We start from the raw sequence: 26,222 nt of genomic DNA on the forward strand, positions 1-26,222 counted from the left end.
TTTATAAGGTAGAAAAGAGGTTTTTTATGAGCATTTATGATTTTGAAGTTGAAACAATAAAAGGTGATAAGAAAACTTTAAAACAGTACGAAAATAAGGTTTTATTGATCGTTAATACAGCTAGTAATTGTGGATTTACACCCCAATACAAAGAGCTACAAGCTTTATATGAGGAATACGGTGACCAAGGGTTTACAGTGCTAGGTTTTCCATGTAATCAGTTTATGGGGCAGGAGCCAGGTAGTAATAGTGATATTGAAAACTTTTGTGAGATGAATTACGGGGTAAGCTTTCCTATTTTTTCTAAAATAGATGTAAATGGAGAAAATGCTCATCCTCTTTTCGTTTACCTAGCATCAAATGCCCCAGGCTTATTAGGTAGCAAAGCGATTAAATGGAATTTTACAAAATTCTTGGTTAATAATAAAGGAGTAGTAATAAAGAGATTTTCTCCAAATACAAATCCATCAGAAATAAAACCAGATATTAAAGATCTGTTAAAAGAAGTCAGAGTTTAAGGCTTCTTTTTTAGTGTCTTGGGAATGAAGCAGGCCAAAATGGATCAATCCTCATTATAATAAATTAATACATAACTAAAAAATATTGAATTTGCTGATTAGGTAAAGGGGTAATTTTTTGTACACGATAACCAATACTTAGTAATTGAGATAAAGTCTCTGCACAATTGGAACGGGGCGGTTCTATTGGTGCGTGGTAACTTTTGTATAACTCATTTACAATGTTGTTTTCAGAACAATGAAGTAAAACGATATGTCTTCCAGTCCAAGCTTGACCGATTGTTGGTTGCAGGTAATTAACAGTTCTCATCATGACACACCCTTACAATTTGATATGATACTATATGTGTAATATCAAGTACTTTGTTCTTTATGTTTCATAATAAATCAACATCGAAAAAATTTAGCTAAGTAGCTTATTAACTTAGAGGGGTATAAATTAATGGAAGAAAATTATTTTGTTAGCAAGGTAGAAGAATTTGTTAAAAAGCAACTTTATGATGAGGCAAGTGGTCACGACTGGTGGCATATTGACCGTGTACGAAAGAATGCACTCCGAATTGGAGCAACAGAGAATGCGAATATTTTTATTGTTGAATTAGCTGCATTACTACATGATCTAATTGATGACAAGCTTTCTGAAGATGTGAAGCTTCAGATCAATGATGTTGAAAGATTATTAATGAAGATGGAGATTGATAGAAAAGTTGTTGCAGATGTTGTGGACATTATTCAAATTATTAGTTTTCGTAAAAAAACGCCAGTGCATCATTTATCGCTTGAAGCCAAAGTTGTTCAAGATGCAGATCGTCTTGATGCCATTGGTGCTATTGGTATAGCTAGGACGTTTACATATGCAGGTTCTAAAGGAAATCTTATCTATCATCCAAATAACAAAGAAGGTACTGACGCAATCAGTCATTTTTATGATAAATTACTTAAATTGAAAGACTTGATGAATACAAAAACTGGGAAGCTACTCGCTGAAGAAAGACACCAATTCCTCCAAGTATTTTTAGATCAATTCTATAGAGAGTGTAACGAAGTAAAATAACAACAAAGAAAAGCGCAAGCGCCTTGATCAGACTAAGGCAGGCATAAGACGCTCAGGAATAGAAGACGTTCTTTGTCTTCAATTCCTGAGTGGCTGTAGACCTAAGAGGGTCTAGGCGCTGGAGCTAGACACCAAAACTTAGTAAGAAAAGTTATAAATTCTGATACTGTAAAGAAAAGCTCAACCTCTATGAATAGCGATTATTAAAGAGGCTATGTTACAATAAATTTACTAATAAAAAGGGGTGCTCATAGTGAAAATAAAATCGATTGAACCTACTCCTAGTCCTAATACGATGAAGGTGCTTTTGACAGAAGAACTTCCATCTGGAAAAAGTAATAATTATAAAAAGGAACAGGCTAAAGAAGCACCAAGTATTATTGGAGAGATCTTACATATCGAAGGAGTAAAAGGTGTTTATCATGTTGCTGATTTTCTCGCTGTCGAAAGAAATGCTAAATATGATTGGAAAGATATTTTAGCACAAGTTCGTCAAGCGTTTGGAGAAGATGTAGAGGAAGGGAATTTTAACGCTAGACAGCAAGAAGAAGCATTCGGTGAAGTTAAGGTTTTTGTTCAAATGTTTAATAATATTCCGATGCAGGTTAAACTTACAGACGGATTGACTGAAGAGCGCTATGGCTTACCAGCACGTTTTAAAGAAGCTGTATTAGCGGCACAGCAATCAAATGAAAATGTAGTATTAGATCGCCAGTGGAAAGAACATGGTGTAAGATATGGCGATCTTGCGGATATTGGAAAGGATGTCGTTGATGAATTAAGTGCAGCCTATGCGGATGATCGATTACAAAGGCTGGTGAAATCTGCCTCTGAAGCAGGCCATAAAACAAATACACCGGTAAAAAAATCTTATAAAGTAACACTAGATATGTTAAATGATGAGGATTGGTCTGTTAGATTTGCACATTTGGATCAAATGGATCCAACAGAAGACGATCTACCGGTATTAGAAAAGGCTCTAAATGATGAAAAACCTTCAATAAGAAGACTAGCAACTGTTTATTTAGGGATGATTGAAAAACCAGTTATATTGCCATTGTTATATAAAGCTTTAAACGATAAAACGGTTACAGTGAGACGTACTGCAGGTGATTGTTTGTCAGATATAGGTGATCCATCAGCAATGGTGCCAATGATGAACGCATTAACTGATAAAAACAAACTCGTTAGATGGAGAGCAGCAATGTTCTTATTCGAGGTTGGAGATCAAACCGCATTGACAGCTTTAAAGCAAGCAGAAGAAGATCCGGAATTTGAGGTTAGTATGCAGGTTAAGATGGCAATAGAACGTATTGAGGGTGGAGAAGAAGCTAAAGGATCTGTTTGGAAGCAAATGACCGAGAGCAGGAAAGGCTAAGATTTTTGACCTCAGGTACTGTTTTTTATGGAAGAAATAGAAGTAGTTAAAATGAATTAACAATATTGCAATGGTAAAATCCCTATTGTATTCTTGAACTATAGATTGAAATAATGGAGTGATGCAAATGTCAATGGCATATGAAGAATATATGAAGCAAATTGTTAAGCCTATGAGAGCTGAGCTTACAAATGCTGGATTTGAAGAATTAACGACAGACAAAGAAGTTGAAGAGTTTATGATCGAGGTAAAAGGTACAACGCTTGTAGTTGTAAACTCTGTATGTGGCTGTGCGGCAGGACTTGCAAGACCAGCTGCTACTCAAGCTGCTTTAAATGCAGAGAAAAAACCAAATAAACTTGTTACTGTTTTTGCAGGGCAGGATAAAGAAGCCACAAGTAAGATGCGTGAGTATTTTAAAGGATATGAGCCTTCATCACCATCAATGGCGCTATTAAAAGATAATGAAGTCGTTCACTTTATACCTCGTCATGAAATTGAAGGAAATTCAATTGACGTAATTATGCAAAATTTAGAAAGTACGTTTGAGAAATACTGTTAAAAAGGATGCGATTGCGCATCCTTTTTATTTTCAATCAGTCATTAGAATAGAGCATGGCATGATGATCTAGCGATTTACTTATCATAGGAAGACATATGCCATGCTTAATTCTTTGGCTTATTACTTAGAATGGAGAAATAAGATGATTGTAACAACCTCAAGTAGACCAGATGATCAATTGATACAAACTGCTATGGAAATTGCCTTCGAGCTAAATGGTTCATATGTGAAACGGAGTAAACAAGCTGTAGAGTACCTTAAAAAGAATTATCGAGATAATACACTCGTTGTAGGGAAAAGTCGCTTAGAACTGCATTTCTTAGATCAAAATAATCCATTGTTTTTTCATCCAAACTCAGCCATGTTTAGAATTAAGAGGCTGCTAAAAGGTGAAAAAGATCCTTTTTCTGAAGCTTGCAATTTACAAGTTGGCGATTCTTTTTTAGATTGTACACTTGGATTAGCATCAGATAGTATTGTTGCTAGCTATATTGTGGGAAAAGAAGGCATTGTAAAGGGGATTGAAGAAAGCAGTAGTCTAGCTTATATCGTAAAAACAGGATTGCAACAATGGGAAACAGGCCTAGAAGTATTAGATAATGCAATGAAACGCATTGATGTTTCATCAAATGACCATTTAACGTTCTTAAGAGGCTGTCCTAATAATTCTTATGATGTTATTTATTTTGATCCGATGTTCGAAGAAACAATTGAAGAATCAATCGGGATATTACCTTTAAAAAGTATAGCTAATTTTACACCATTAAAGAAAGAGGCAATAAATGAGGCGAAACGTGTTGCTAAAAGAAGAATTGTTTTAAAAGATCATTGGCGTAGTACTCGTTTTGAGGAAAATGGATTTATTGTAAACATCCGAAAATCTGCAAAATTTCATTATGGCGTAATAGAAATATCGGATTAGCGAAAGATAATAGTGTGGAGGTGTTATGAATATGCCAAAAAGAAAAGTAGACCCTTCAAGGGCTGGGCTAAGCTCACCGAACGTCGAGGGGCAAGGAACAACAATGAGTGAAGCAAAAGGCAAGCAACTTGATTCGGCTAGAAAGAAAACGAAAAGAACGTAGAAAAACGAGGCTGACCTATCATTAGGCAGCCTCGTTAGTATGTACTCAATCTGTAATTTCTACAAAAATAAAATATGCAAGCGTAACGAAGCAACCAATGAAAAAAATTGTATCATACCCCATCGTTCAAACCTCCCAAAGTGATATCCTTAATATGCGTATGTATTCTTTATTTTAAACGTTTTTTCTTTTTATTTAAAGAAAAATCGCCTTTTATATTTTAATTGTTTTGTAATATATTTGTTATATTAATACAATTGGGTATATGATAAGATATTTATATATTAGTATTATCGGAAGGAAGTCCCGCTATGAATAAATGGTTTAGAAAATCACTTGTCATTCTATTCTCGATTGCAACCTTCGGGCTTGTAACACCACCGGCATCTCTTGCAGTTCAAGATAAACCATCAGAAGATTCAGTGTCTAAATCTTCTATTAATGATGACAGTATAGAGCAAATTTTACCACCGAAGGTAGAGATTGAAGAACTTCCATTATCAAAGGATCAAGTTCTAATCAATTTACTATCAGAGGCAGAGCAAAAGTCTTTTATAAAATTCGGCGATAAAATTGGTGGCGTCATTGAAGATGAATTTAAAGAAATGATTTTCCCTAAAATGGAAGAAATCATTACATATTATTTGAATGTTGAGGACGACGAACTTTTCCAACAACTTGAGGTATCAAAGCCTTCAGGTGGAACTGGTGAAAAAATCTTTCATATTTACAATACAATTACTGGTGAAGACGTTTTACGCTTCCATGTCCGAAGAGAAAATCGGCCTTTAGAAGGATATTGGTTTAATTTCCATTATCATACTTACCATGATTCATTTCAATCTCACAAGGATTTGGGGAGTATTTACTGGGATAAAAATACGCCTCCAAATTGGATGAGCTATCATTAATAAAAAGATATGTAAACGCTGTATAATTAACCTTTCTTCAAGTGCGCAAAAGTATTTGCGTGCTTTTTCTCTGTGTAATTCTGCATACTAGTAAACTTATTTCTACGAGAAATCATTTTAGTAATATAGTTTAATCTATTAAAATATGTTATGATTGTAATAGAAGATTCAAAATATTTAAGTTTTGTTGATTGGATTAGTTTTCTTATCAACAACTTTCTAAATCAATTTAAAGCACTTTGATATCACCTCAAAGTTTCCATCATCTGAAAAAATCCACTAGAAGGTTCATTTAATCATCGAGAGGATGTACAACATGAAAAAGGGTATTTTCATCCTAATCATATCTTTTATTTGTATTCCTTTTTATCATTTGGCTAGGGCAGTTCCTGAAGGTATCCCGCTTTCTACATATTCCTTTAAGTCGCTTGAATTGACGCTATCTAAACCAATAATTGGAGAAATGGTTTTCTTGCCAGATGGCTCATTTGCTGAAGATGAAGCTTTAATTATGATAAAAAATTTACAAAAAATAGATCAAAATATTTTAATGATTGCCGCAGAGCAAAATATCCAAATTAAGCTATTTAATGGGTCTTTAACTGATCAAAAGGGATTAACTAGTTTGAAAGATAAAAAACCTAGAGGCTATGCTGATTCATCTCCTAACTGGAATCAAGTTCCTGGTATGAGTAATGATCGAGTTGTTTATGCGAAGATTGGGCATAGTGAATATGGGAAAGGTCATGGATCTGTTTCACTAGAATTGCATGAAGTAGCACATGCAATTGATCGATATGTATTCCATTATGTTCGTGAAGATCCTACATTTCTTGCGATTTGGAAGCAAGAGGTTGAACAATTGTTTCCTAATCGAAACTATTTTATCAATTTTCCTGAAGAGTATTTTGCAGAAGCTTTTGCAATGTACTATTACAACAATGATACCAGATTTACACTTGAAGAAAAGGCACCGCTTACATTTTCATTTATTCAATCATTAGAAAATCAAGCAGCTATCCAAACACAGAAATCCTATGTGAATGTAAGATAAAATGGTAAAATACATGTAGTATTCTTAGTAAGGGAAGTGTCGAAATGAAGCAATACTTAGAATTATGTAAGCATGTTCTTGAAAATGGGGTCAAAAAGGAAGATCGTACTGGTACAGGTACAATTAGTACATTTGGTTATCAAATGAGATTCAATCTTCAAGAAGGATTTCCATTAATCACGACTAAAAAACTTCATACAAAATCAATTATCCACGAGTTGCTTTGGTTTTTAAAGGGTGATACGAACGTAAAATACCTTCAAGACAATGGAGTAAAGATTTGGAATGAGTGGGCGGATGAAAATGGGGAGTTAGGACCAGTTTATGGTCACCAATGGAGATCTTGGCCAGCAAAAGACGGTTCTACAATTGATCAAATATCAAATGTCGTTAATCAAATAAAAAATAATCCCGATTCTAGACGGTTAATTGTTTCCGCCTGGAATGTTGCGGATGTTGATCATATGGCACTACCACCTTGTCACTGCTTTTTTCAGTTTTATGTAGCTGAAGGGAAATTATCTTGTCAGCTGTATCAGCGTTCAGCAGATGTATTTTTAGGTGTTCCATTTAATATCGCTTCTTATGCATTATTAGTCCATATGATGGCACAAGCGACAAACCTTGAGGTTGGTGAATTTGTACACACATTTGGTGATGTTCATATTTACTCAAACCACATCGAGCAAGTGAAAGAGCAAATACAAAGAGAGTTGCGACCATTACCAACTTTAAATATAAATGAAGATGTTACATCTATTTTTGACTTTACATTTGAGGATTTTTCAATAGAAGGCTATGATCCACATCCACATATTAAAGGAGCTGTTAGCGTATGATTTCTTTACTATATGCAATGGATAAAAACAGACTTATCGGTAGTAATAATCAGCTCCCTTGGCATTTACCTCAGGATTTGGCATATTTTAAACGCATCACAATGGACCATAAAATTGTGATGGGACGCAAAACATTTGAATCTATTGGTAGGCCATTACCAGGTCGGGAAAATATAATTATAACAAGAGATCAACAATTTTCGCATGATGGATGTAAGGTGTTGCATTCAATTGACGAATTTTTAGAAATGGCAAGAAAAGTGGACGAAGAAATTTTTGTCATCGGTGGTGCGGAGATATTTAAAGAATTGCTTCCTTTTAGTGATCGTTTATATATAACACATATTCATCACGAATTTGAAGGAGACACTTTCTTTCCAGAAACAAATGATACCGAATGGGAAACAATCTCAAATGAGCCCGGGATAAAAAATGAAAAAAATCCTTATGATTTTGATTTTGTCATATACGAAAGAAAAAACTAGGTTTTATATTAATTTGTTAAAATCTTAAAGAAATGCAAGATTAAAAAAATAGCCTTATAAAAAAAGCAGCCTCTAAATTGTTCACACTTGTTAAATGTACTAGTATGAACAACGTATAGAGGCTGCTTTTGCTTATGGTAAAAGATAAAACAAGATAGAAAAGAAATGTAGAATTGTACCTGCTAACACAAAGATATGCCAAACTGCATGGTGGTATTTAAATCCTCTCCACATATAAAAGACGGCACCAATTGTGTAAAGTACTCCTCCGATAACTAATAAAACTACACCATTAAAAGCAACATTTTCAGTAATATGGTTCCAAGCAAAAACAATTAACCAGCCCATTACAACATACATAATCGTTGAAAAAAATAAATACTTTTTCACAAAAAATGATTTAAATACTGTTCCAGCAATCGCGAGTCCCCAAACAACTCCGAATAAAGTCCATCCAACCCACCCTTTAACTGCAATAAATAAGAAGGGAGTATAGGTTCCAGCGATAAAAAAGTAAATAGCTGAATGATCTAGTATTTCAAATATGTCCTTCGCTTTTCCAGCTGGAAAGCTATGGACAAGGGTAGAAGCGGTGTATAACAGCACCATTGTCACCCCAAATAAAGTAAAGCTTACGATGTGCCATGGAGTTCCATATAAAGAAGAGAAAACGATTAAAATAACGAGCCCTGCAATACTGAGTAATCCACCAATTCCATGTGTAATCGAATTAGCAATCTCTTCGCCTTTTGAGAATGTGTGTGTGTTTGCCATGTGAATCTCCTTTCTTAGTAAATCAATTTGTTTCATAAGTCTGCGATTATTAATAAGGATGTGTTTTTATTTAGGCTGTTTTCTAAAACTTTGTTGCTATTACAAGTAATGCGGTGTGGTTAATTTCCGCTCCAATCAACCTTAAATAGTTTTCGTTTAGAAAATAACAATTTCATAGAATAGTGCTTTATTTAATAATTTCCTTGAGTGAAAGTAAAAAGTCTACTCCCTCTAGGGTGATTTTTGTTCCAGCTCGGCCCCTACCCTTAGTGACATAATGATGCTTTTCTAAGAAATCCAAACGATGTCTGACTTGTTGGGTTGTTAGAGGATTTGATAAGGATTTACTATTCTCAGAAATAACTCGTCTGCTAGCTGGTTCACCTTTTTCGTTTTGCATTTTAATTTCTTCGAGAATAAATGCATATTCCAATTTGTCCATCATTGTTAATTGAATAGTATTTTTTTCTTGAGGCTTCTTCGTTTTCTGTTTATCGACGCGAATGAGACCATGAGGTAGGTCATGTAGCTGAATCGATCTTCCATCAGAGACGGTTAGCATATAATCGACCGTGTTTTTTATTTCTCGAATATTACCTGGCCAGTCATAATGATTTAAAGCATCAGGCCTGGTCTATTCTAATCGACTCCCTGATTTAGCAAGGAAATTTCGATGAAAACTTGTATATCTTGTTTTATCTCCTTAACTTCAGGTAACGAGATCGATAGTACATTTAGTCGGTACAATAAATCATCTCTAAAGTCATTTTCAAGCGCTAAATGTTTATTTGTAGCGGAAATGAATCGAACATTTAAGGGGATGAGCCTGGAGCCATTTAAACGTCTCCATCCCTTATTTTCAATAACACTTAAAATCTTTGTTTGTATTTTTGGAGATAAATCACCAATATTATTAAAAAATATTGTTCCGCCAGTTGCCAAGTCAAACAAACTAGAAGAATCATTAGAATTGTCTTCGTAGCCAAACAGTTCCTCTTCTAATAATTCAGCATTATGTTCTTTACAATCAACTGTCACAAATGCGCAATTTTTACGAGGTGAATGTGTGTGTATTGCTTGAGCGAATAAATCCTTGCCTGTTCCTGTTGCTCCATGTATAAGGATTGGAAAGTCAGTTAAGGCTATTTTTTTTGCAATATGAACATTCTCCAATAGAGAGGGATGTTTTGAAATAATATCTGAAAAGCTAGATAGTGAATTGTGTGAAAAATTCCGAACTTGCTCACATGTAAAAAAACTTTTGTTTGAATTCAAATCGTAACCTCCGAACGTGGTGTAAAATCATTATAACACCCAATTAAAACTAAATACACCCAATTGATGAAATTCATCTTCAATTTTTAAATCAATGATAAGTACTTACATTTAAAAAATATGTGAAACTTTCTATTATTTCCTTTAAATTTTGAATATTCATGATATAATTTTCTATTAACAAGCAGTTGAAAGGGTCGTGAAGATGAAGCAAACTATCAATGAATTACAAAAGGTATACGTGGAAGATATTTTAAAGGCACATCATTTGTTGAAGGATGTTGTGACTCACACACCTCTTCAAAAAAATGAACAGCTTTCTGAAAAATTTCAATGCAATGTTTATTTAAAACGTGAGGATTTACAAGTAGTTCGATCGTTTAAGATTCGCGGAGCTTTTAATAAAATTAAACAACTTGATGAACTGCAAACAGTAAATGGCATTGTATGTGCGAGTGCTGGGAATCATGCTCAAGGTGTTGCATATTCATGTAGACAATTAAAAATTCACGGTAAAATTTTCATGCCATCAACAACTCCACGACAAAAGGTCACACAGGTTGAGTTATTTGGTAAAGAATATGTTGAAATTATTTTAACTGGAGATACATTTGATGATGCATACCAAAAAGCTGTAATCTGTTGTGAGGAAGAAAATCGTACGTTCATCCATCCTTTTGATGATGTTGATGTGATTGCTGGTCAAGGCACAGTCGCAGTTGAAATTTTAAATGATACGGATGTTGATATTGATTACGTTTTCGCAAGTGTTGGAGGCGGGGGATTAATTTCAGGTTTAGGTACTTATTTTAATAGTATTTCTCCTTCTACAAAAATGATTGGGGTAGAGCCAGAAGGTGCAGCTTCTTTATTTAATTCTAGATTAGAAGATAAAGTGGTTTCTCTCGATAAAATCGATAAGTTTGTTGATGGAGCAGCAGTAAAAAGAATTGGTGATAAAACCTTTGAGATCTGTAAAGATGTTGTTAACGAGGTTGTACTATGTCCAGAGGGAAAAGTATGTACAACTATTTTAGAGTTATATAATGAAAATGCGATTGTTGCTGAACCAGCTGGAGCGATGCCAATTGCTGCACTTGATTTTCTAAGAGATCAGATAAAAGGCAAAAATGTTGTCTGTGTCGTTAGCGGTGGTAATAATGATATTGGTAGGATGCAAGAAATTAAAGAGCGTTCAATGATCTATGAAGGCTTACAGCATTATTTTATTGTAAACTTCCCACAACGTGCAGGTGCACTTAGAGAATTCTTAGATGAAGTTCTTGGACCAAATGATGATATTAACCGCTTTGAATATACTAAAAAGAATAACAAAGATAATGGACCTGCATTAGTAGGTATTGAATTAAAACAAAAAGAGGATTATGATCCATTACTTCAAAGAATGAAGAAAAAAGGATTATATTTTACTGATGTAAATAAAGATAGCAATTTATTTCATTTGCTTATTTAGTGAAAAAAATCTTTTTATGTGACAATTTTAGACAGACTTCATTTAAATATTGGGTTATAATATAGGAAACGGGTAAAAAAGAGGATTGATAACTTGTTATTAAAAAGCCTAGAGTTCAAGCTGATGAGTGGACAGAAGGTAAAAATTACTGATATCCCAGTATTGGAGGAAGATAACAAATACCGTTTCATGCTTCAAATCCGTTTACAAAAATTTTTAACAATTATTTATGCCCAAAAACAACCAAAAAGTAGTTATTCATTTAAAGATTATTTGAAAAAGGTGATAAAATGGCCTGATTATGAGGCGATTTTTGGAACCTATATATTAAAAAACAATGCATAGTGAAACCTTCAACTGAACCAGAGAAATCTGGTTTTTTTTGTGCATTAATTGATAATTTCTTATGTTCTATGGTACGGACACATCCATCAGCTTGAGAGTTTTTGTACTTTTAATTATCTTTTTATTACAATTCGTAGTTGTGAATGTGATGATAACATATGTGGAAAAATATCATAAAAGTTTCACTATCCTATATGGAATCAGCCATTATATACATTGAATCATAATAGATAGAATGTATAATAAGAGATAGTATTTTTAGGGATGTGATGAAATGAGCAATGTTAGAATCGTAACAGACTCCACAATTGATGTAAGTAAAGAAATTCTTGATGAATATGAAATTACGGTTGTACCATTATCAATTACAATTGATAACAATACATATACAGACGGCGTAGATCTTACACCTAGTGAGTTTATTAAAATGATGAAACAATCAGAGGAGCTTCCCAAAAGCTCGCAGCCGCCTACTGGGAAATTTTTAGAGGTATATGACAATTTAAGCAAAGATGGTAGCGCAATTATTTCGATCCATATGACGAGAGGTATGAGCGGAACAATGCAATCAGCTCAGGGAGCGGCACAGATGTCAGCTGCAGACGTTACAGTAGTGGATTCGATGTTTATTTCTAAAGCTTTGGGCTTTCAGGTTATAGAAGCAGCAAAAATGGCTAAGAAAGGATATACAAAAGAACAAATCTTGCAAAGAGTAGAGGAAATTCGCAAAAATACAACACTTTATATTACGGTAGACACCCTAGATAATCTTGTTAAGGGTGGGAGAATTGGTAGGGGGAAAGCTTTAATAGGATCATTATTGAATATTAAGCCAATAGCTAGCCTCCAGGATGGCGTATATACACCAATTGGCAAGGTACGGAGTCAGTCACAAGCAATTAAATATCTCGTAAAGCAATTTGCTGATGATGTAAAAGGTAAAACAGTAAAAGCTGTAGGGATAGCCCATGCAGATGCATTTGACTTAGCCTCAAAGCTAAAACAAGCGATTGCGGATATTAACCCAAATTGTCCTGTTGATATTTCGTTTACCACTCCAGTTATTTCAACACACACAGGACCTGGTGCAATAGGTTTTATGTTCTTTGCTGAGTAATAAAAGGGATTAGCAAATTATGCTAGTCCCTTTTTTAGGCCCAGAAAAAATGTTGAAAGAAAATGAGTTTTGCAATAACTGGGTTTTAATGACATATAATTTAATTAAACACAAGCATGTTGGAGGTGGTGTATATTATTAAGAAAAAAGTTCTTTTTATTGGAGACTTTGGAATTGATGATATTGTCGCGTTACTTTTTGCTTATTATAGTGAAAAAGTTGATATTGTTGGTGTTGTTGTCGATTATGGAAATATCTCAAAAGAGAATGCAACGAGAACTGCAACATTTATTCAAGAAATAACAGACAAAACAAATATTCCGATAATTGGTGGTGCAGTTCGACCATTAACAGGCGAGGATCCGACTTATTTTCCTGAAATCCATGGTGAATATGGAATGGGTCCCATTTACCCAAAAATAAAAGCGGAACCCCCATCTGAATTTGAAAATTTCCATCAGATTTCTTCAGTTATTACCGAATACGAACATGAGCTTACCATTGTAAATGCCGGGAGATTAACATCATTAGCCACTGCAATTGTCCTCTATCCTAATCTAATGTCAAAAGTTAAAGAAATATATATTATGGGTGGAGCATTCTTATATCCAGGTAATGCATCACCAGTAGCTGAGGCTAATTTTTATAGTGATCATTATGCAGCAAACCTTGTTCTTACGTATGCTGAAAATGTAAAGATCTTTCCCTTAAATATTACAAATTATGCGATTATTCCCGAAAGTAAGTTAAATGAGTTGGATGTATTTACGAAGGAAACTGACGACAAGATTGGTCAAATGTTAAAGCCGATGATTGATTACTATTCAAATTGGTATAAAAAAAGAGATCCATCTATAACAGGTGGACCAATGCATGACCTTTTAGCTCTATGGGCAACTGTTAATCATGATGCATTTCAATTTATAGAAAAGCCAGTAAAAATTGATACGAGTAATGGTGATGCTAGAGGATTGAGTATAGGTGATTTTAGACCTTATAAAGAGTTAGCAAAATTCCCAATACATTCTATAGCGATTCGTTTTGATTATGATTACTTTATTTCAGATGTTATTAGAACCTTTAAAAGCGAACTGGATTTTTAATGTCATGTTGTCATGAATTCTTCACAAGCTTTGCCTTTAATTACACCAGGTAATTTGATACACTTTTATTTGTCGATGAAAAACGAAGGGTGAAGATTAATGAAGAAGAAATTTAAACATGTATTATTATTTTCTATATTTGCGCTTGTACTTCTGTTTATTTCAGCATGTGGTAATTCATCTCCAATAGCAGATCCGCTTAATTATGAGGTACAGTCCTTTCAATACAAAAATCAAGACGGTCAAAATGTTTCTTTAAAGGATTTAAAAGGTGATGTTTGGATTGCTAATTTTATTTTTACAAGCTGTGAAACAGTGTGTCCACCTATGACCGCGCATATGACTGAGATACAAAAGAGGATAAAAGCAGAGGGATTAGATGCGAAGATTATTTCTTTCAGCGTTGATCCGGAAATTGATACACCTGAAAAATTAAAGGAGTTTGCTGAGCCTTATTCAATTTCTTTTGAAAATTGGAGCTTTTTAACAGGATACACACAAAAGGAAATTCAGGAATTCGCTATGGAAAGCTTTAAAACAATTGTTCAAAAACCAAGTAATTCTGATCAAGTTGTTCATGGAACTAGCTTTTACTTAATCGATCAAAATGGAGTTGTTATGAAAGATTATAATGGTGTTGATCAGCCACCTTATGATCAAATAATAACTGATATTAAAGCTTTAACAAAATAACTTAAGGTGCAATGTCTTTTGGTTTGCTAATCCCAGCCTTATGTCCTTCCTCGGAGAATATCGGCACCTCCTAATATAGGTTTTTGTACCCGTTTAAAAAGGATAAATATAGTTAGATTACGCAAAAAAGATTCCATTGGGAATCTTTTTTACTAAAATATGCACTTAATATAATGATATACTTTGTCCCTAGACCAAATAGCAGGGTGATTTTATGATTAGAAAAATGTTAATAGTTAGTAGTATGTGTCTATTGATAACAGGTTGTATGTCTGAACAAAGCTCAAACCTTGAATCAAAACCTGTTACATTGACAAAAAAAGCTGAACCATCTGAAGAGTTCGTTCCCTCATCAATAAAACTAGTTGGGATTGGTGATTCATTGACAAAAGGAGTAGGAGATGAATCGAATCAAGGTGGATACATTGGTATGGTTAGGGAGAAGTTAGAACAACAAGAAAATATTAGAGAAGTAGTAGTGGATAACTATGGAGTAAGAGGACATAAAACTAGTAATCTTCAAAAAAAGCTGAAGGAAGAAGAAGTAATAGCTAGTATAAAAGATGCGGATATAATTGTTATGACGATTGGCGGTAATGATATCATGAGTGTTGTTCGCAATAACATTTTATCTCTTGATTTTGAACCGTTTCGTAAAGAACAGAAAAACTATGAAAATAGATTTCAAACTATCCTGACTACAGTGCGAGAGCTTAATTCATCTGCACACATTGTCTATGTGGGCTTGTATAATCCGTTTAAATATATGCTACCTAAATTAACTGAAATAGATATGATTATAAACGAATGGAATTTAGCAACTCAACAAATGATAAAACAAGATGAAAGGGCCGTCTATGTATCGGTGGATCAATTGTTTTCCACGGAGAGTGATGAAAGACTTCTTTATAAAGATGAGTTTCATCCTAATCAAAGTGGGTATTCTTTAATTGCAGACAAAGTTTATGATGCATTAAAGGAAAATGAGATTTATCAAGATTCAACAGTGAGAAATGAGTGAGTGCTTCATGAATAAATGGAAACTATCCTTTCTTGTACTAATTATCATAAATGTATTATTCATCATTTTTGTTACGACTTCGTTGCTAATACCTAGTGAAAAGCCGATTGAAGAAGTGAAAACGGACAAAAATAGTGAAGATGTATTAATACCATTTCTTATAAGTACAGAAAAAAAGTCGTTAACAGACTTAATTAATCATTACCTAGAAGAAGAAACAGATCAAAAAAACTTACAATATCGAGTCGAGTTAGAGGAAAATGTAAATGTATATGGAGTTATAAAAGCATTTAATAAAGATATCGATATGACGTTAATTCTCGAACCTAAAGTTAAATCCGATGGAAATATGCAATTATTTGTAAAGGAATTATCAATAGGCAGGTTAAAATTACCGATATCATATGTTTTGAAATATATGAGTACCAATTATGATCTTCCAAATTATGTAGTAATTGACTCCAGTAAAAAAGAAATTGATATCAACCTTGATGAACTTACGTTAAAAAGTGGTTTAAGTGCTCGTGCAGAAAGCTTCAATCTAAAAAAAGATGATATTACGTTTACATTGTTTGTGCCTTTACCATAAGATAGATACAAAAGGGACTAACACCTTCTATGTTAGTTCTCTTTTTGATTTTTAGTTATAGATATTCACACTCTCTTATTTAGAAAATGGTACGAATTACCCTGTATTCATAACCTAGTATGAAGAAGACGAAACATGTATACTAAACAATATATATGTCGAATAGTTTGGTGCATTAAAAACATGTTTATCTTAAATGAAAAATAGATTGATTGTATTTAGGGATATAGATACTAAAAAACACTAGATTGTGGTGCTCCGTCCCCTTTACCACAGAAAAGAGGAGGATTTCTTAATGTTTTGTATAAACTGTGGAGCCAATCATTTAGAAAATAACGCTAACTACTGCTCAAATTGTGGTAAACAGCTCAATCAGCATGTAGGAATAAATAATAAAAAGGTATACTATCTCATACCTATTATTAGCTTGATAATTGTTATTATATTGTTATTTTCTGTGGAATTCTATGAATCAAAAATTAACGAAAAGGTTTTAGTTTTTCAAGAAAATGCCGAAAGAAAAGCGTTAGCAGGAGAATATGATAAAGCATTAGAATATATCGAACAAGGCCTATCATATCGTAATGATTACGATATATTAAAGAAAGAAAAAGAAATGATTATATCAATTAAAGAGCTAAATGAAGAGTTAATTGGTGTAGAAAAGAAAATTATGAATGAGGACTTTGATGACGCGCAAAAAGAGATTAACCTTTTAAGGAGACAAGTTAATATAAATAGCTCTCCATTATTTATCAATCTTACAAATCAAATAGAGCAGGTAGAAACAAGTGTAAAAGTTGGCGAAATAAAAGAAGAAATTAATAAACTCACGACAATTGATGAACTTGCAGATAAGCTTTCAACCTTATATTCTTTAGAACTACAAGAAGCCTCAGAGTTAAAGCAACAAATCTACACAAAGATGGTGATGATTAGTGCTACCAATGCAGAACAAAATCTTGAGAATAAGCATTTTAATCAAGCCTTTAATGTAATAGATGAAGCACTTCAATATGTTGTGAACAATGAAAAGCTTTTATCCTTAAAAGATAGAATAACAGAGGAAAAGTCTTCCTTTGAAAAGGCAGAGCAAGAACGGATAGAGAAGGCTATATTAGCTGCTAAAAAAGAAGAAGAACGTAACCTCACAAAAGCCGTTCAAGTTACGAGCATTAATTTAAAGGTTGACAAATATGGAGATGCATATATTGATGGTATTGTAAAAAATAGCGGTACAGAGACTGTTCATTCAATTATTATTGAATTTACTGTAGTAGATAAGAGCGGGAAAAAACTAGAAGAAGGAAAAACGAATGTATTTCCAAACAAACTAGTGCCTGGTCAAACAGGGGAATTTGAGCATGTTACATATTCAGCGAAAGAAAATGCGAAAGTAAACATTAATAATATATCCTGGCTACTTGAAGAGAAGAAAGGATAATTTATGAATAAAAAATTGATTCGTAGTATCATAGTATCCGTTCTTATTTGGATATGTGGTGGTATTGGTTATATATATATAAAAGATAAAACAGCTGAAAATGTGTTTTCTGAATCATTAATTCTAAAAAAAGATAATAATACGAGCAAGGAACAAGTAGTTCCTGATTTAAAGGAAATTATTCGAGAGGCTCAGAAGAAGGTTGTTATGGTTGAGCTAGATGATGGATCGATTGGATCAGGGTTTTTATATAATAATAAAGGTGATATCATTACGAATGCACATGTAGTAAATGGCTCGGAAATCGTAAAAATTAGGACAACTGATGCAAAAGGCTATGAAGGTAAGGTTATTGGGATTAGTACAGAAACTGACGTTGCTGTTGTAAGAGTTGATGGATTAAAGGATATTGAACCTTTGATATTATCATCTAATAGTAAATTAGAAATAGGTGATGAAATTTTAGCTTTAGGTAGTCCATTAGGTTATCAAAATACTGTAACAACAGGAATTATCAGTGGAACGGACAGAGAATTAGATGTTGAATCGTATACTTATGAGAATGTATATCAAATCTCGGCACCAATCGCACCTGGGAATAGTGGTGGGCCACTAATTGATCGTAAAACTGGTAAGGTGGTTGGAATAAACTCGGCTCGTATAGAACAAGGAAACATTGGCTTTAGTATCCCTATAAACTCTGTGTTTCCACTAGTTAATTCTTGGTCTGAAACACCTATGAAAAACCTTCCTGTAACATCAGCTATTGACGATTTAGCTGAAATAGACGAAAATAAAATGCTAGAGACATCTGATTATCTAGTTAGCTATTTTATTGAAAGTATAAATTTCCGCGATTTTGTTACCGCATATTCGCTTTTAGGTAGTCAATGGCAATCAAATGTGGATTATGATACATTTCGAAGTCAATATTTGAATATTATTTCAATAAGCATTGATGAATTAAAGAAAGAGAACAAAGAAAATAAGGTTTTTGTCGAAGCTATATTAACCTCTTTAGAACGAAATGGAGAGGAACAGGTTTCGAAAACCTATAAAGTAAACTACGAAGTTGCTTACGAAAATGACCAAGCTAAAATCATAATAGAGAAAAAATTGGACTGATCCAGTTCATTGGCGACATTTAAGGTTTTATTTGGTGTTTATACTATACCACGATAGTGAATTTCTGGTGAATGAAAATGAAGATGCGGGGGATCATTTATATGAAAAACAAATTTGTTTTATTTGGAATCGTAGCGATATTAATCTCACTAATTTTTGGTGGAGTTGCTTATCAGCAACTTGTTGCAGAAAACATGGATGAAGTATATTTGAATATTGGATACAGTACATTATTTTTAAGTATAGCCGTTTATTTGTGGCATATGAAAGACGAAAAGCAAAAGAACAATAGTTGAAAAAATGGGAGGTCAGAACCTCTCATTTTTCCTTTGAAGGAAATGATGTCGGAAATTTCGCTAATTTATTCTGCACAGCGATCCTGTACTCTATATTTAGAGCAAAACCCTGCTTGAAGCAGGGTTTTAAGCAATACATAGTATTTCCTTCATGTTGGATGGTTGCTTAGCTTAAGTACCTAATAACTTGTTTGGTTTTAAGAATTTATTCAGCTTCTTCAGTAGTTTCTTCTTCAGTTTCAGTACCTTCTTCAGTAGTTTCTTCTTCAGTTTCGGTACCTTCCTCAGTTTCTGTTTCTTCAGTGTTTGTGTCTTCTGTTTCAGTATCCTCTGCGTTGTTACATGCAGCCATTAAAAATACAGCAAGTAATGATGCTCCAACTTTCAATAACAAGCTCTTATTCATTGATTATTCCTCCCATGTAACGAATGAGTGATTTTTTTTGAACCAGCTGGCTCAATCTAATAATAATTGAAAATGCGGGCATGTATACTCTTTTTACAAAAACTGTACATTTTCTTTAGAAAATTAAAATACAGATAAAATATGTTAACAAAATTTACAGTAAATTATTGTAAAGTCAGGTAGAAAGATAGATTCTAAGTTTTTTGATCAGTCGGTAGTCTTGCTTTATGATTCTTAGAAGATATACTATTTAAGGGCATTCAACATATTTCTTCCTGTAAGGGAGAGAATAATGATTAACATTCTTTTTAGGAGGATAAATATGAAAGGTAAGTCGAAAAAATTAAGTTATGAATCAGATGGAAAGATGGGGAAACAAAAGGAGAAGAAACACAAGAAAAAACAACAAGATGAAAAAGAAATCTTTTTTAATTCAACTCAGAATAGTGAATGAATAGTAGGATCAGGAGATTCCTTAAATGATAGAAGTTCAACCTCCTGCCAATTATCAAATTTAAAAGTATTTTGTGAATTGCGTAATAACACTCTGAATTCCTTCATAGGTGTTATTACGTATGTAATTAATCTTTTAAATAGTTTTCAAATCCCTCAGCTGTAGTTAAAGGTTTTAGATGTATTTTGCTTTATCATGCAAAAATATTTGAGTTCAAACAAAATGTTTGTTACGATTACCGTTGAACTGATAAAAGTTTACATTTGAACTCGGAGGGTGAATGATGGAGCGATTTACTCATAATGTAGGGGATAATATGATTTCTTACATGGACCAAGGTATAGGTCATTGTGTAGTATTAATTCATGGGTTTTGTGGTAATCACAATTATTGGAAGTATATCGTTCCACATTTAGTGAAAAAAAACAGAGTTCTTACAATTGATTTAAGGGGTCATGGGGAATCGAGTACCCCGAGGGATAGTTATGAAATAGCAGAGATGGCAGAAGATATTTCGATCCTTTTAAATTCTTTACAAATTGATCGAGCAACATTAGTAGGTCATTCATTAGGAGGATATATAGGTCTTGCCTTTGCAGAAAAACATCCTGAAAAACTTTCTGGCTTGGCTCTAGTGCATTCAACTGCGTTTCCTGATACAGAAATAGGAAAAGTAAACAGAGACAGGGGGATTCAAAAAATTACAGCTGAGGGGATCGTTCCTTTTGTTAATGATTTAATACCAAAGCTTTTTTCAGTCAAGAATGCAAATGAACGAAAGAATGAAATAGATTATGTGAAAAGCATTGGTTATAAAACATCTGATTATGGTGCAATATGTGCACTTGATGCGATGAAAAATAGACCTGATCGAAATGATGTGTTAAGAAGTCTCGAAGTGCCAGTTCTTTTAGTTGCAGGTAGAGAAGATCAACTTATTCCATTAGACCGTGCCTTTTCTGTTGAAAAACCAACTATAAATCATGTTGTGATTGAAGACTGTGGACATATGTCCATGCTTGAACAACCTGACCAATTAGTTGATGTTTTACTACATTATTTACAAACAATTACTGATAGTAAAAGATAATAAACTGTAGCCCCTCTCTAAACATTGTTTACATTGATTGAGGGGCATTTTTGTAATAATTTAGAATTTATATTCTTAAGGTAGTTTAGTTTAAGTGTATAAGAATAATAAAAGTTTCAAACATTAGGTCTTGGTGACAATTAAGTTCTTTATAACATAGTTTATTGTTTTAGCTGAGCTCTTTTAATAAATGTTAGTTCTTCCTCAATAAGACCGCATACGCCACATTGCACCTTATATTGAGGTCCATTATAAGCTACATGGAAGGGGTCTAAAGATGCTTGTTCTAATTCCTCAATAAGGTCTCCAGTTTGAGGATTTAATTTAACCGATTTAACATGTTGTTCAATAATATTAAACCGTGAACGATTTGTTTTGCAGTTTGGACATAAATAAGGGGTTGACATACGGATTACACCTCCTAGTATATTAAATACTAGCTTGTGCGATTTTGTGGGAAATATGTAAAAAAGCTATAATAAGTCACTATTCAAGCGATGTTAGAACCTTGCATAGTTTGGTTTTATAGCCTTTTTCTCATATATTTAATTGAATTCTTAAGCGTTTAATAGTTTATTAAATAAGGTGATGAAATTTTCCATATCTTGGTCACTAAAATCATTGAATTTTTGTAATAAGAAGTCAGTCTTCTTTTTTTCAAATAATTCTAATGTATTTTTACCCTCTTCAGTTAAATGAAGGTCAACAATTCTACGGTCTTGAACAGATCGAACACGCTGTATCCAGCTCTTTTCAATTAGAGAATCTGTTACTGCAGTAATGTGGGATGCTGATACATTTAGCATTTTTGATAAGTCTGATGACTTTCTTGAACCTTGTTCATAGAGTGTTTTGAGAATGAAAAACTCATTTCTTGACATTTCTTTATCGTAAACCTGGTTCATTTCTTGTCGTAATTTCTTATAAACATGTCGCATGAGTGCTTCCATTTCATACATTTTATCTTGCCGACTTTTCAAGCTAATTTCCTCCGAACCTACAATATATTCTTTTTTAAGACTAAGGAATCTTTATGATTGTGTCAAGTTATTTACAATTCAGGGGCTTTCCAATTGAAAATCAGTTTACTTTCATCCGTTTTATCTCTTGATATATAATATAGACAACCACTATAAAGGGGGCGTTACATAATGAGTAAGGACAAATTAGAATTAGCGACATTTGCTGGGGGATGTTTCTGGTGTATGGTACAACCATTCGATGAACTTCCAGGGATTGTAAGTGTGATATCTGGCTATACCGGTGGAGAAAAAGAAAATCCTACCTATGAAGAAGTTTGTTCTAATACTACAGGACATCTCGAAGCAGTTCAAATTACATTTCAGCCTGAAATTTTTCCATATGAAAGCCTATTAGAATTGTTTTGGCAGCAAATTGACCCTACAGATGCAGGCGGTCAATTTCACGATCGTGGGGAATCTTATAAAACTGCGATTTTCTATCATTCAGAGGAACAGAAACAGTTAGCTGAAAAATCAAAGCAATTACTAGAGGAAAGTGGAAGATTTTCAAAACCAATCGTTACAATGATAGTAGAAGCAAAGCCATTTTATCCAGCAGAGGGTTATCATCAGGATTTTTATAAAAAAAGTACTGCTAGATATAAGCAATATCGGACTGGTTCAGGTAGAGATAAATTCATTGAACAGTATTGGAAAGGCAAAGATCAACATGCATTAAAAGAAGTATTAAGCCCAATTCAATTTGAAGTAACACAAAATAACGGAACTGAGCCACCTTTCCGAAATGAGTTTTGGAATCATGAGGAAGATGGCATTTATGTTGATATTGTTTCTGGAAAACCATTATTTAGCTCGACAGATAAATATGATGCAGGTTGTGGGTGGCCAAGCTTCACAAAACCGATCGTGGAATTAGAAGTGATTGAGAAAATGGATACAACACATGGCATGCTTCGGACAGAGGTAAGAAGCAAGACTGCTGATTCTCATCTTGGTCACGTTTTTAACGATGGTCCAGGACCAAATGGACTTCGTTATTGCATTAATTCAGCTGCCCTAAGGTTTATTCCAAAAGAAGATCTTGAAAGAGAAGGATACGGGCAGTATACTCGTTTATTTGAATAATTGGTTATTAACGTAAATGAGGTGACTACAAAATTGTCTTATGATAAATTGTAAGATAATTGATTATGTGTAATATAATATAGACATTTGATTAAAAATACAGAGGGAGTTGCTGGAGATGACTGTTCTTGGCTTTGAACATGTAGGAATACAAGTAGCAAATATTGAAAGATCAATTACATTTTATCAAGAAGTTGTTGGATTAACGTTAATTGATCAATTTTTACATACTGATGGGGATAAAAAGCTTGCTTTTTTAGGTGTAAATGAGGAAATTATTGTTGAATTTATTGAGGGGTATAATGCCGATCTTCCTGCTGAAGGGAAGGTTCATCATGTTGCATTCAAAGTTGAAAATATTGAGAAGGAACAAAAGAGACTTGATGAAGCAGGTGTTGAATGGATTAGCAAAGATATTACAGTCCTTCCAAATGGCGCAAAATACATTTTCTTTAGAGGTCCTGATCAGGAATGGATCGAGTTCTTTGAAAAGTAAAAATCGTTTTACTTTGAGTTACACATTGTTGTGTAACTTTTTTTCGTTTAAAATAGGCGAATGCACATGCAATACAACCCACCCATGACATAAAGTAAAGAGAAATCTAATATTAGGATAATAGGAGTGGATAAATATGCATTGCTACTATGATCACGGATATCCTTGTGGAAACGTTGGGTACGGTACTGGTAATAGCTTCGTTTTAATTGTTGTCCTTTTCATCTTGTTAATTATCGTAGGTGCGGCTTACGTACGATAAACAAACTAATGGCTTAGAGCTCCATATAGGGGCTCTTTTTTTCGATGGATTTATTTAGAATTAGGCTAAGGGTTTCAATCTACCCATTAAAAAGCTATAATAAAAAAATCTTGTCTATGGGGGAATGAGACTTGAAGTCCTTTTATCATTATTTAATGAAATATCGTCATCCTAAGCCAAAGGATGATATTGCAAAATTTGCAAATGATGCATATCTTGATCATGGTTTTCCTAGAAATTCTGATCGCTATGATGAGTTAAGCTCATATTTAGAGATGAATGGGCATTACTTAAAAAGTATGTCAGTATTTGATGATGCATGGGATCGTTATCAAAATGAAATCCTAAAACAAATATAAATATCAATAAAAGACATAAGGCCATCTTTGACAAGACACTTTATGTCTTTTTACTTTCAAAAAAAAATTTCCGTTTTTGAAAACTAATTTTTTATGCTTTCGTAAAAATAGAAGGCAGTTTATATAAACTACCGCCTTTTTGAATGGACGAACTATCAATTTCATCTTCTTATCCAAAAAGTGCCCATGACGAAATAAGAAATACAGCATATACTATCCTATCCTTCATAATCACGACAAAGGAGAGATGGGCGATGAAAAATAGACCAAAATATAAAATAGGGGACATTGTCGTGATTATTATGTATGGAACAGTTGGGACAATTACGAAGCTACATCAAGTTGACCAACACTTTGTGTACGAAGTAAATCATAGTGAAATTTTATACTTTGAAAGCGCTCTTCAATTATATTCCGATTATGATGGTTCAGTAATCGAAACGGAACAGATTAGCATTGATGTTCTTTATCAAATTGGAGATATAGTCCTGGTTAAAGGATATGGTAGTTCATTATTCCGAATCGTGGGCATTAGAACAGAGGTTTGGCGATATGCTGATGATGGATGGGAAGAACTAACATATGAATTGACAAGGATGTCTGATGGTGAATGGCTGGAAGCTACCGAAGATGAGATGAGCCTAATGATAAGTAATCAAGACGCTGAAACATTTATGCAACAACTTCATCTTAATAACACGAAAACAGATACAGGTCGATATTTTAAGGCAATGATTAGCAATCATATTAGTTCAGATACCGATGAAGTAGGAAATGGGCTACAGGAGCAGAATAAAATGATTGATGAATTACTTGATATCTACAATGATTATAAGGCACTTTATCAAATGTTTGGAGAGCCTGAATATAAAGAAATGATGGATTTAATTTTAAAAAGTCTTCGAAGATATCGAGAAACGGATAGTAATAATTAAAAAAAACAGGTAATTAAGAGAAAGCAAAAGTATGGTATGCAAAAAACAATCATCCCGAGAAATAATCCTCTAATTAAAAATTGTAATAGCTTGTCAAATCCTGGTCCATCAATAAACTGAAGAATATTGTGATTTGATCTTCTTTCTTTTTCAATTATTCCATTCTGATAATCCGCTTTTAACATACTATCCACTCCTAATTAAGAATGCTTGTCCACTTAAATCTATCTATATGAGAGAAAACCTTCTTTATTCCAGTTTCTATATATATTATTTATTTTTTAGGCTCTGTTAAACTTGGTTGTTGATTTCCGCTGCAGGCGTTCGCTTTCCGCGGGCGGTCCGGGAGCCTCCTCGGTGCTTTGCACCTGTGGGGTCTCCCTTGGACTCGCACTCCCGCAGGAGTCTCACATATCCGCTCCAATCAACAAGGTGCCAAAATCAACAGTGAACTTTAACAGAGCCATTTTTTAAGGTTTAACAGGCTTAAAACTCCGACTTTATGATTCAGGAGATGCTAAGAAAATAGGATGTTGGTAACTGTCCATAAAGATCTGTTAAGTCTTGTTTTAATTAAGATTAGCCTTTAATGAAAAATTAAATGTTTTCAGGTGACATATGTCCTTTTACAAGGACATAAACAATAAAAGGGGGGCGATATTGTGAAGGAAATTGAAGTGATTATTGATACAGAGGAGATTGCGGAGTTCTTTTACAATGAGCTCACAAAAAGAGGGTATGTTCCTGGTGAAAGTGAGCTAGAAGAACTAGCGGATATTACGTTTGATTACCTTCTAAACAAATGCATTATTGATGAAGATTTAGATTTTGAGAATGAAGATTAATAGTTAATAACATTGAGGCTGACTGAATAGTGGAACGTCTGAATTCTAATCACTATGTATTTTGGTTGAAACCCCATAATACTGAATGTGTGAAAAAGGACTGATACTAAGTCAGTCTCATTTGT

General features: G+C 33.6%; 36 protein-coding genes. 28 read left to right on the plus strand and 8 right to left on the minus strand.

The genetic code is table 11. From position 1 onward, the window contains the following. Positions 1 to 26: 26 nt before the first annotated feature. Positions 27 to 518, plus strand: coding sequence for a glutathione peroxidase (locus WCV66_RS13905; protein ID WP_338789370.1), 492 nt, complete (start codon positions 27 to 29; stop codon positions 516 to 518). 64 nt (positions 519 to 582) lie between these two features. On the opposite strand, the gene WCV66_RS13910 is transcribed toward WCV66_RS13905, so the two are convergent. Continuing rightward, positions 583 to 828 (minus strand): hypothetical protein, encoded by a 246-nt coding sequence (locus WCV66_RS13910; RefSeq protein ID WP_066332594.1) that lies wholly within the window; start codon positions 826 to 828, stop codon positions 583 to 585. 132 nt (positions 829 to 960) lie between these two features. Here WCV66_RS13910 and WCV66_RS13915 point away from each other — a divergent pair, with 132 nt between their 5' ends. The 9 genes from WCV66_RS13915 to WCV66_RS13955 all read left to right on the plus strand — a co-directional run bounded on the left by WCV66_RS13915 (position 961) and on the right by WCV66_RS13955 (position 7,886). Beyond that, on the plus strand, positions 961 to 1,572 hold the full coding sequence (locus WCV66_RS13915; protein WP_338789371.1) for an HD domain-containing protein: 612 nt from the start codon (positions 961 to 963) through the stop codon (positions 1,570 to 1,572). A gap of 253 nt (positions 1,573 to 1,825) precedes the next feature. Further along, positions 1,826 to 2,950, plus strand: a complete 1,125-nt coding sequence (locus WCV66_RS13920) for a conserved virulence factor C family protein (protein WP_338789372.1) — start codon at positions 1,826 to 1,828, stop codon at positions 2,948 to 2,950. Positions 2,951 to 3,077: 127 nt separating this feature from the next. Next, positions 3,078 to 3,512: a BrxA/BrxB family bacilliredoxin gene (locus WCV66_RS13925; protein ID WP_338789373.1), complete on the plus strand. Its 435-nt coding sequence runs from the start codon at positions 3,078 to 3,080 to the stop codon at positions 3,510 to 3,512. Between the two features lie 142 nt (positions 3,513 to 3,654). Then, positions 3,655 to 4,434, plus strand: coding sequence for a class I SAM-dependent methyltransferase (locus WCV66_RS13930; RefSeq protein ID WP_338789449.1), 780 nt, complete (start codon positions 3,655 to 3,657; stop codon positions 4,432 to 4,434). A 31-nt stretch (positions 4,435 to 4,465) separates the two neighbouring features. Continuing rightward, positions 4,466 to 4,597, plus strand: a complete 132-nt coding sequence (locus WCV66_RS13935; protein ID WP_083964617.1) for a YuzL family protein — start codon at positions 4,466 to 4,468, stop codon at positions 4,595 to 4,597. A 311-nt stretch (positions 4,598 to 4,908) separates the two neighbouring features. Next, on the plus strand, positions 4,909 to 5,508 hold the full coding sequence (locus WCV66_RS13940; protein WP_066332617.1) for a YpjP family protein: 600 nt from the start codon (positions 4,909 to 4,911) through the stop codon (positions 5,506 to 5,508). 316 nt (positions 5,509 to 5,824) lie between these two features. After that, entirely contained in the window at positions 5,825 to 6,562 is a 738-nt protein-coding gene (locus WCV66_RS13945) for an anthrax toxin lethal factor-related metalloendopeptidase (RefSeq protein ID WP_338785764.1), read from the plus strand. 44 nt (positions 6,563 to 6,606) lie between these two features. Continuing rightward, the gene (locus WCV66_RS13950) at positions 6,607 to 7,401 is read left to right on the plus strand and encodes a thymidylate synthase (RefSeq protein WP_066332627.1); all 795 of its coding nucleotides are present in this window, start codon (positions 6,607 to 6,609) and stop codon (positions 7,399 to 7,401) included. After that, a complete protein-coding gene (locus WCV66_RS13955; RefSeq protein WP_066332631.1) occupies positions 7,398 to 7,886 on the plus strand; it encodes a dihydrofolate reductase in 489 nt (162 codons plus the stop codon). Before WCV66_RS13950 ends, WCV66_RS13955 begins: the two co-directional genes overlap by 4 nt. Positions 7,887 to 8,018: 132 nt before the next feature. Here WCV66_RS13955 and trhA read toward each other — a convergent pair whose 3' ends face one another. The 3 genes from trhA to WCV66_RS13970 all read right to left on the minus strand — a co-directional run bounded on the left by trhA (position 8,019) and on the right by WCV66_RS13970 (position 9,935). After that, complete coding sequence (gene trhA, locus WCV66_RS13960; RefSeq protein WP_066332634.1) at positions 8,019 to 8,660, minus strand: PAQR family membrane homeostasis protein TrhA; 642 nt, start codon at positions 8,658 to 8,660, stop codon at positions 8,019 to 8,021. Positions 8,661 to 8,847: 187 nt separating this feature from the next. Beyond that, positions 8,848 to 9,222 (minus strand): hypothetical protein, encoded by a 375-nt coding sequence (locus WCV66_RS13965; protein WP_338785765.1) that lies wholly within the window; start codon positions 9,220 to 9,222, stop codon positions 8,848 to 8,850. 77 nt (positions 9,223 to 9,299) lie between these two features. After that, complete coding sequence (locus tag WCV66_RS13970; RefSeq protein WP_338785766.1) at positions 9,300 to 9,935, minus strand: sigma-54 factor interaction domain-containing protein; 636 nt, start codon at positions 9,933 to 9,935, stop codon at positions 9,300 to 9,302. Between the two features lie 205 nt (positions 9,936 to 10,140). On the opposite strand from WCV66_RS13970, the gene ilvA reads away from it, so the two are divergent. The 10 genes from ilvA to ypmT all read left to right on the plus strand — a co-directional run bounded on the left by ilvA (position 10,141) and on the right by ypmT (position 19,142). Further along, positions 10,141 to 11,409 (plus strand): threonine ammonia-lyase IlvA, encoded by a 1,269-nt coding sequence (gene ilvA / locus WCV66_RS13975; protein ID WP_338785767.1) that lies wholly within the window; start codon positions 10,141 to 10,143, stop codon positions 11,407 to 11,409. A gap of 93 nt (positions 11,410 to 11,502) precedes the next feature. Then, positions 11,503 to 11,754: a DUF2535 family protein gene (locus WCV66_RS13980; protein ID WP_066332648.1), complete on the plus strand. Its 252-nt coding sequence runs from the start codon at positions 11,503 to 11,505 to the stop codon at positions 11,752 to 11,754. Positions 11,755 to 12,028: 274 nt separating this feature from the next. Next, positions 12,029 to 12,871: a DegV family protein gene (locus WCV66_RS13985; protein WP_185653509.1), complete on the plus strand. Its 843-nt coding sequence runs from the start codon at positions 12,029 to 12,031 to the stop codon at positions 12,869 to 12,871. A 128-nt stretch (positions 12,872 to 12,999) separates the two neighbouring features. After that, on the plus strand, positions 13,000 to 13,974 hold the full coding sequence (locus WCV66_RS13990; protein WP_338785768.1) for a nucleoside hydrolase: 975 nt from the start codon (positions 13,000 to 13,002) through the stop codon (positions 13,972 to 13,974). A gap of 99 nt (positions 13,975 to 14,073) precedes the next feature. After that, entirely contained in the window at positions 14,074 to 14,667 is a 594-nt protein-coding gene (locus WCV66_RS13995; RefSeq protein WP_338785769.1) for an SCO family protein, read from the plus strand. A gap of 214 nt (positions 14,668 to 14,881) precedes the next feature. Further along, the gene (locus tag WCV66_RS14000) at positions 14,882 to 15,688 is read left to right on the plus strand and encodes an SGNH/GDSL hydrolase family protein (RefSeq protein WP_066332663.1); all 807 of its coding nucleotides are present in this window, start codon (positions 14,882 to 14,884) and stop codon (positions 15,686 to 15,688) included. A gap of 7 nt (positions 15,689 to 15,695) precedes the next feature. Next, the gene (locus WCV66_RS14005) at positions 15,696 to 16,277 is read left to right on the plus strand and encodes a YpmS family protein (RefSeq protein ID WP_066332665.1); all 582 of its coding nucleotides are present in this window, start codon (positions 15,696 to 15,698) and stop codon (positions 16,275 to 16,277) included. 295 nt (positions 16,278 to 16,572) lie between these two features. After that, entirely contained in the window at positions 16,573 to 17,721 is a 1,149-nt protein-coding gene (locus tag WCV66_RS14010; RefSeq protein ID WP_338785770.1) for an FxLYD domain-containing protein, read from the plus strand. Between the two features lie 3 nt (positions 17,722 to 17,724). Continuing rightward, a complete protein-coding gene (locus WCV66_RS14015; RefSeq protein ID WP_338785771.1) occupies positions 17,725 to 18,846 on the plus strand; it encodes a S1C family serine protease in 1,122 nt (373 codons plus the stop codon). Between the two features lie 101 nt (positions 18,847 to 18,947). Beyond that, positions 18,948 to 19,142, plus strand: a complete 195-nt coding sequence (gene ypmT / locus WCV66_RS14020; RefSeq protein WP_066332674.1) for a protein YpmT — start codon at positions 18,948 to 18,950, stop codon at positions 19,140 to 19,142. A gap of 205 nt (positions 19,143 to 19,347) precedes the next feature. Here the strand turns inward: ypmT and WCV66_RS14025 are convergent, their stop codons facing one another. Next, positions 19,348 to 19,548, minus strand: coding sequence for a hypothetical protein (locus WCV66_RS14025; protein WP_338785772.1), 201 nt, complete (start codon positions 19,546 to 19,548; stop codon positions 19,348 to 19,350). A gap of 322 nt (positions 19,549 to 19,870) precedes the next feature. Between WCV66_RS14025 and WCV66_RS14030 the strand changes: the two genes are divergently transcribed. Next, complete coding sequence (locus tag WCV66_RS14030; protein WP_260445616.1) at positions 19,871 to 20,002, plus strand: hypothetical protein; 132 nt, start codon at positions 19,871 to 19,873, stop codon at positions 20,000 to 20,002. A gap of 283 nt (positions 20,003 to 20,285) precedes the next feature. Continuing rightward, entirely contained in the window at positions 20,286 to 21,092 is an 807-nt protein-coding gene (locus WCV66_RS14035; protein WP_338785774.1) for an alpha/beta hydrolase, read from the plus strand. Between the two features lie 161 nt (positions 21,093 to 21,253). On the opposite strand, the gene WCV66_RS14040 is transcribed toward WCV66_RS14035, so the two are convergent. Continuing rightward, positions 21,254 to 21,499, minus strand: a complete 246-nt coding sequence (locus WCV66_RS14040; protein ID WP_066332687.1) for a DNA alkylation repair protein — start codon at positions 21,497 to 21,499, stop codon at positions 21,254 to 21,256. Between the two features lie 150 nt (positions 21,500 to 21,649). Beyond that, positions 21,650 to 22,072: a MarR family winged helix-turn-helix transcriptional regulator gene (locus tag WCV66_RS14045; protein ID WP_066332690.1), complete on the minus strand. Its 423-nt coding sequence runs from the start codon at positions 22,070 to 22,072 to the stop codon at positions 21,650 to 21,652. 171 nt (positions 22,073 to 22,243) lie between these two features. On the opposite strand from WCV66_RS14045, the gene msrB reads away from it, so the two are divergent. The 5 genes from msrB (at position 22,244) to WCV66_RS14070 (ending at position 25,252) form a co-directional block, all read left to right on the plus strand. Next, positions 22,244 to 23,200 (plus strand): peptide-methionine (R)-S-oxide reductase MsrB, encoded by a 957-nt coding sequence (msrB, locus tag WCV66_RS14050; RefSeq protein ID WP_066332693.1) that lies wholly within the window; start codon positions 22,244 to 22,246, stop codon positions 23,198 to 23,200. Between the two features lie 118 nt (positions 23,201 to 23,318). Beyond that, positions 23,319 to 23,696, plus strand: a complete 378-nt coding sequence (locus WCV66_RS14055) for a VOC family protein (RefSeq protein WP_066332695.1) — start codon at positions 23,319 to 23,321, stop codon at positions 23,694 to 23,696. Positions 23,697 to 23,832: 136 nt separating this feature from the next. Next, complete coding sequence (locus WCV66_RS14060) at positions 23,833 to 23,958, plus strand: YjcZ family sporulation protein (protein WP_066332700.1); 126 nt, start codon at positions 23,833 to 23,835, stop codon at positions 23,956 to 23,958. A 131-nt stretch (positions 23,959 to 24,089) separates the two neighbouring features. Continuing rightward, on the plus strand, positions 24,090 to 24,317 hold the full coding sequence (locus WCV66_RS14065; protein WP_066332704.1) for a YozE family protein: 228 nt from the start codon (positions 24,090 to 24,092) through the stop codon (positions 24,315 to 24,317). Between the two features lie 254 nt (positions 24,318 to 24,571). Next, on the plus strand, positions 24,572 to 25,252 hold the full coding sequence (locus WCV66_RS14070) for a hypothetical protein (RefSeq protein ID WP_066332709.1): 681 nt from the start codon (positions 24,572 to 24,574) through the stop codon (positions 25,250 to 25,252). On the opposite strand, the gene WCV66_RS14075 is transcribed toward WCV66_RS14070, so the two are convergent. Then, the gene (locus WCV66_RS14075; protein ID WP_066332711.1) at positions 25,249 to 25,437 is read right to left on the minus strand and encodes a hypothetical protein; all 189 of its coding nucleotides are present in this window, start codon (positions 25,435 to 25,437) and stop codon (positions 25,249 to 25,251) included. The two genes, WCV66_RS14070 and WCV66_RS14075, sit on opposite strands and share 4 nt — an antisense overlap. Positions 25,438 to 25,914: 477 nt before the next feature. Here WCV66_RS14075 and WCV66_RS14080 point away from each other — a divergent pair, with 477 nt between their 5' ends. Beyond that, positions 25,915 to 26,097 carry a YozD family protein gene (locus tag WCV66_RS14080; protein WP_066332712.1) on the plus strand — a complete coding sequence of 61 codons (183 nt, stop codon included), beginning with the start codon at positions 25,915 to 25,917 and terminating at the stop codon, positions 26,095 to 26,097. Positions 26,098 to 26,222: the final 125 nt, after the last annotated feature.

The organism is Metabacillus rhizosphaerae (assembly GCF_037201795.1).
Lineage (GTDB): Bacteria > Bacillota > Bacilli > Bacillales > Bacillaceae > Metabacillus > Metabacillus rhizosphaerae.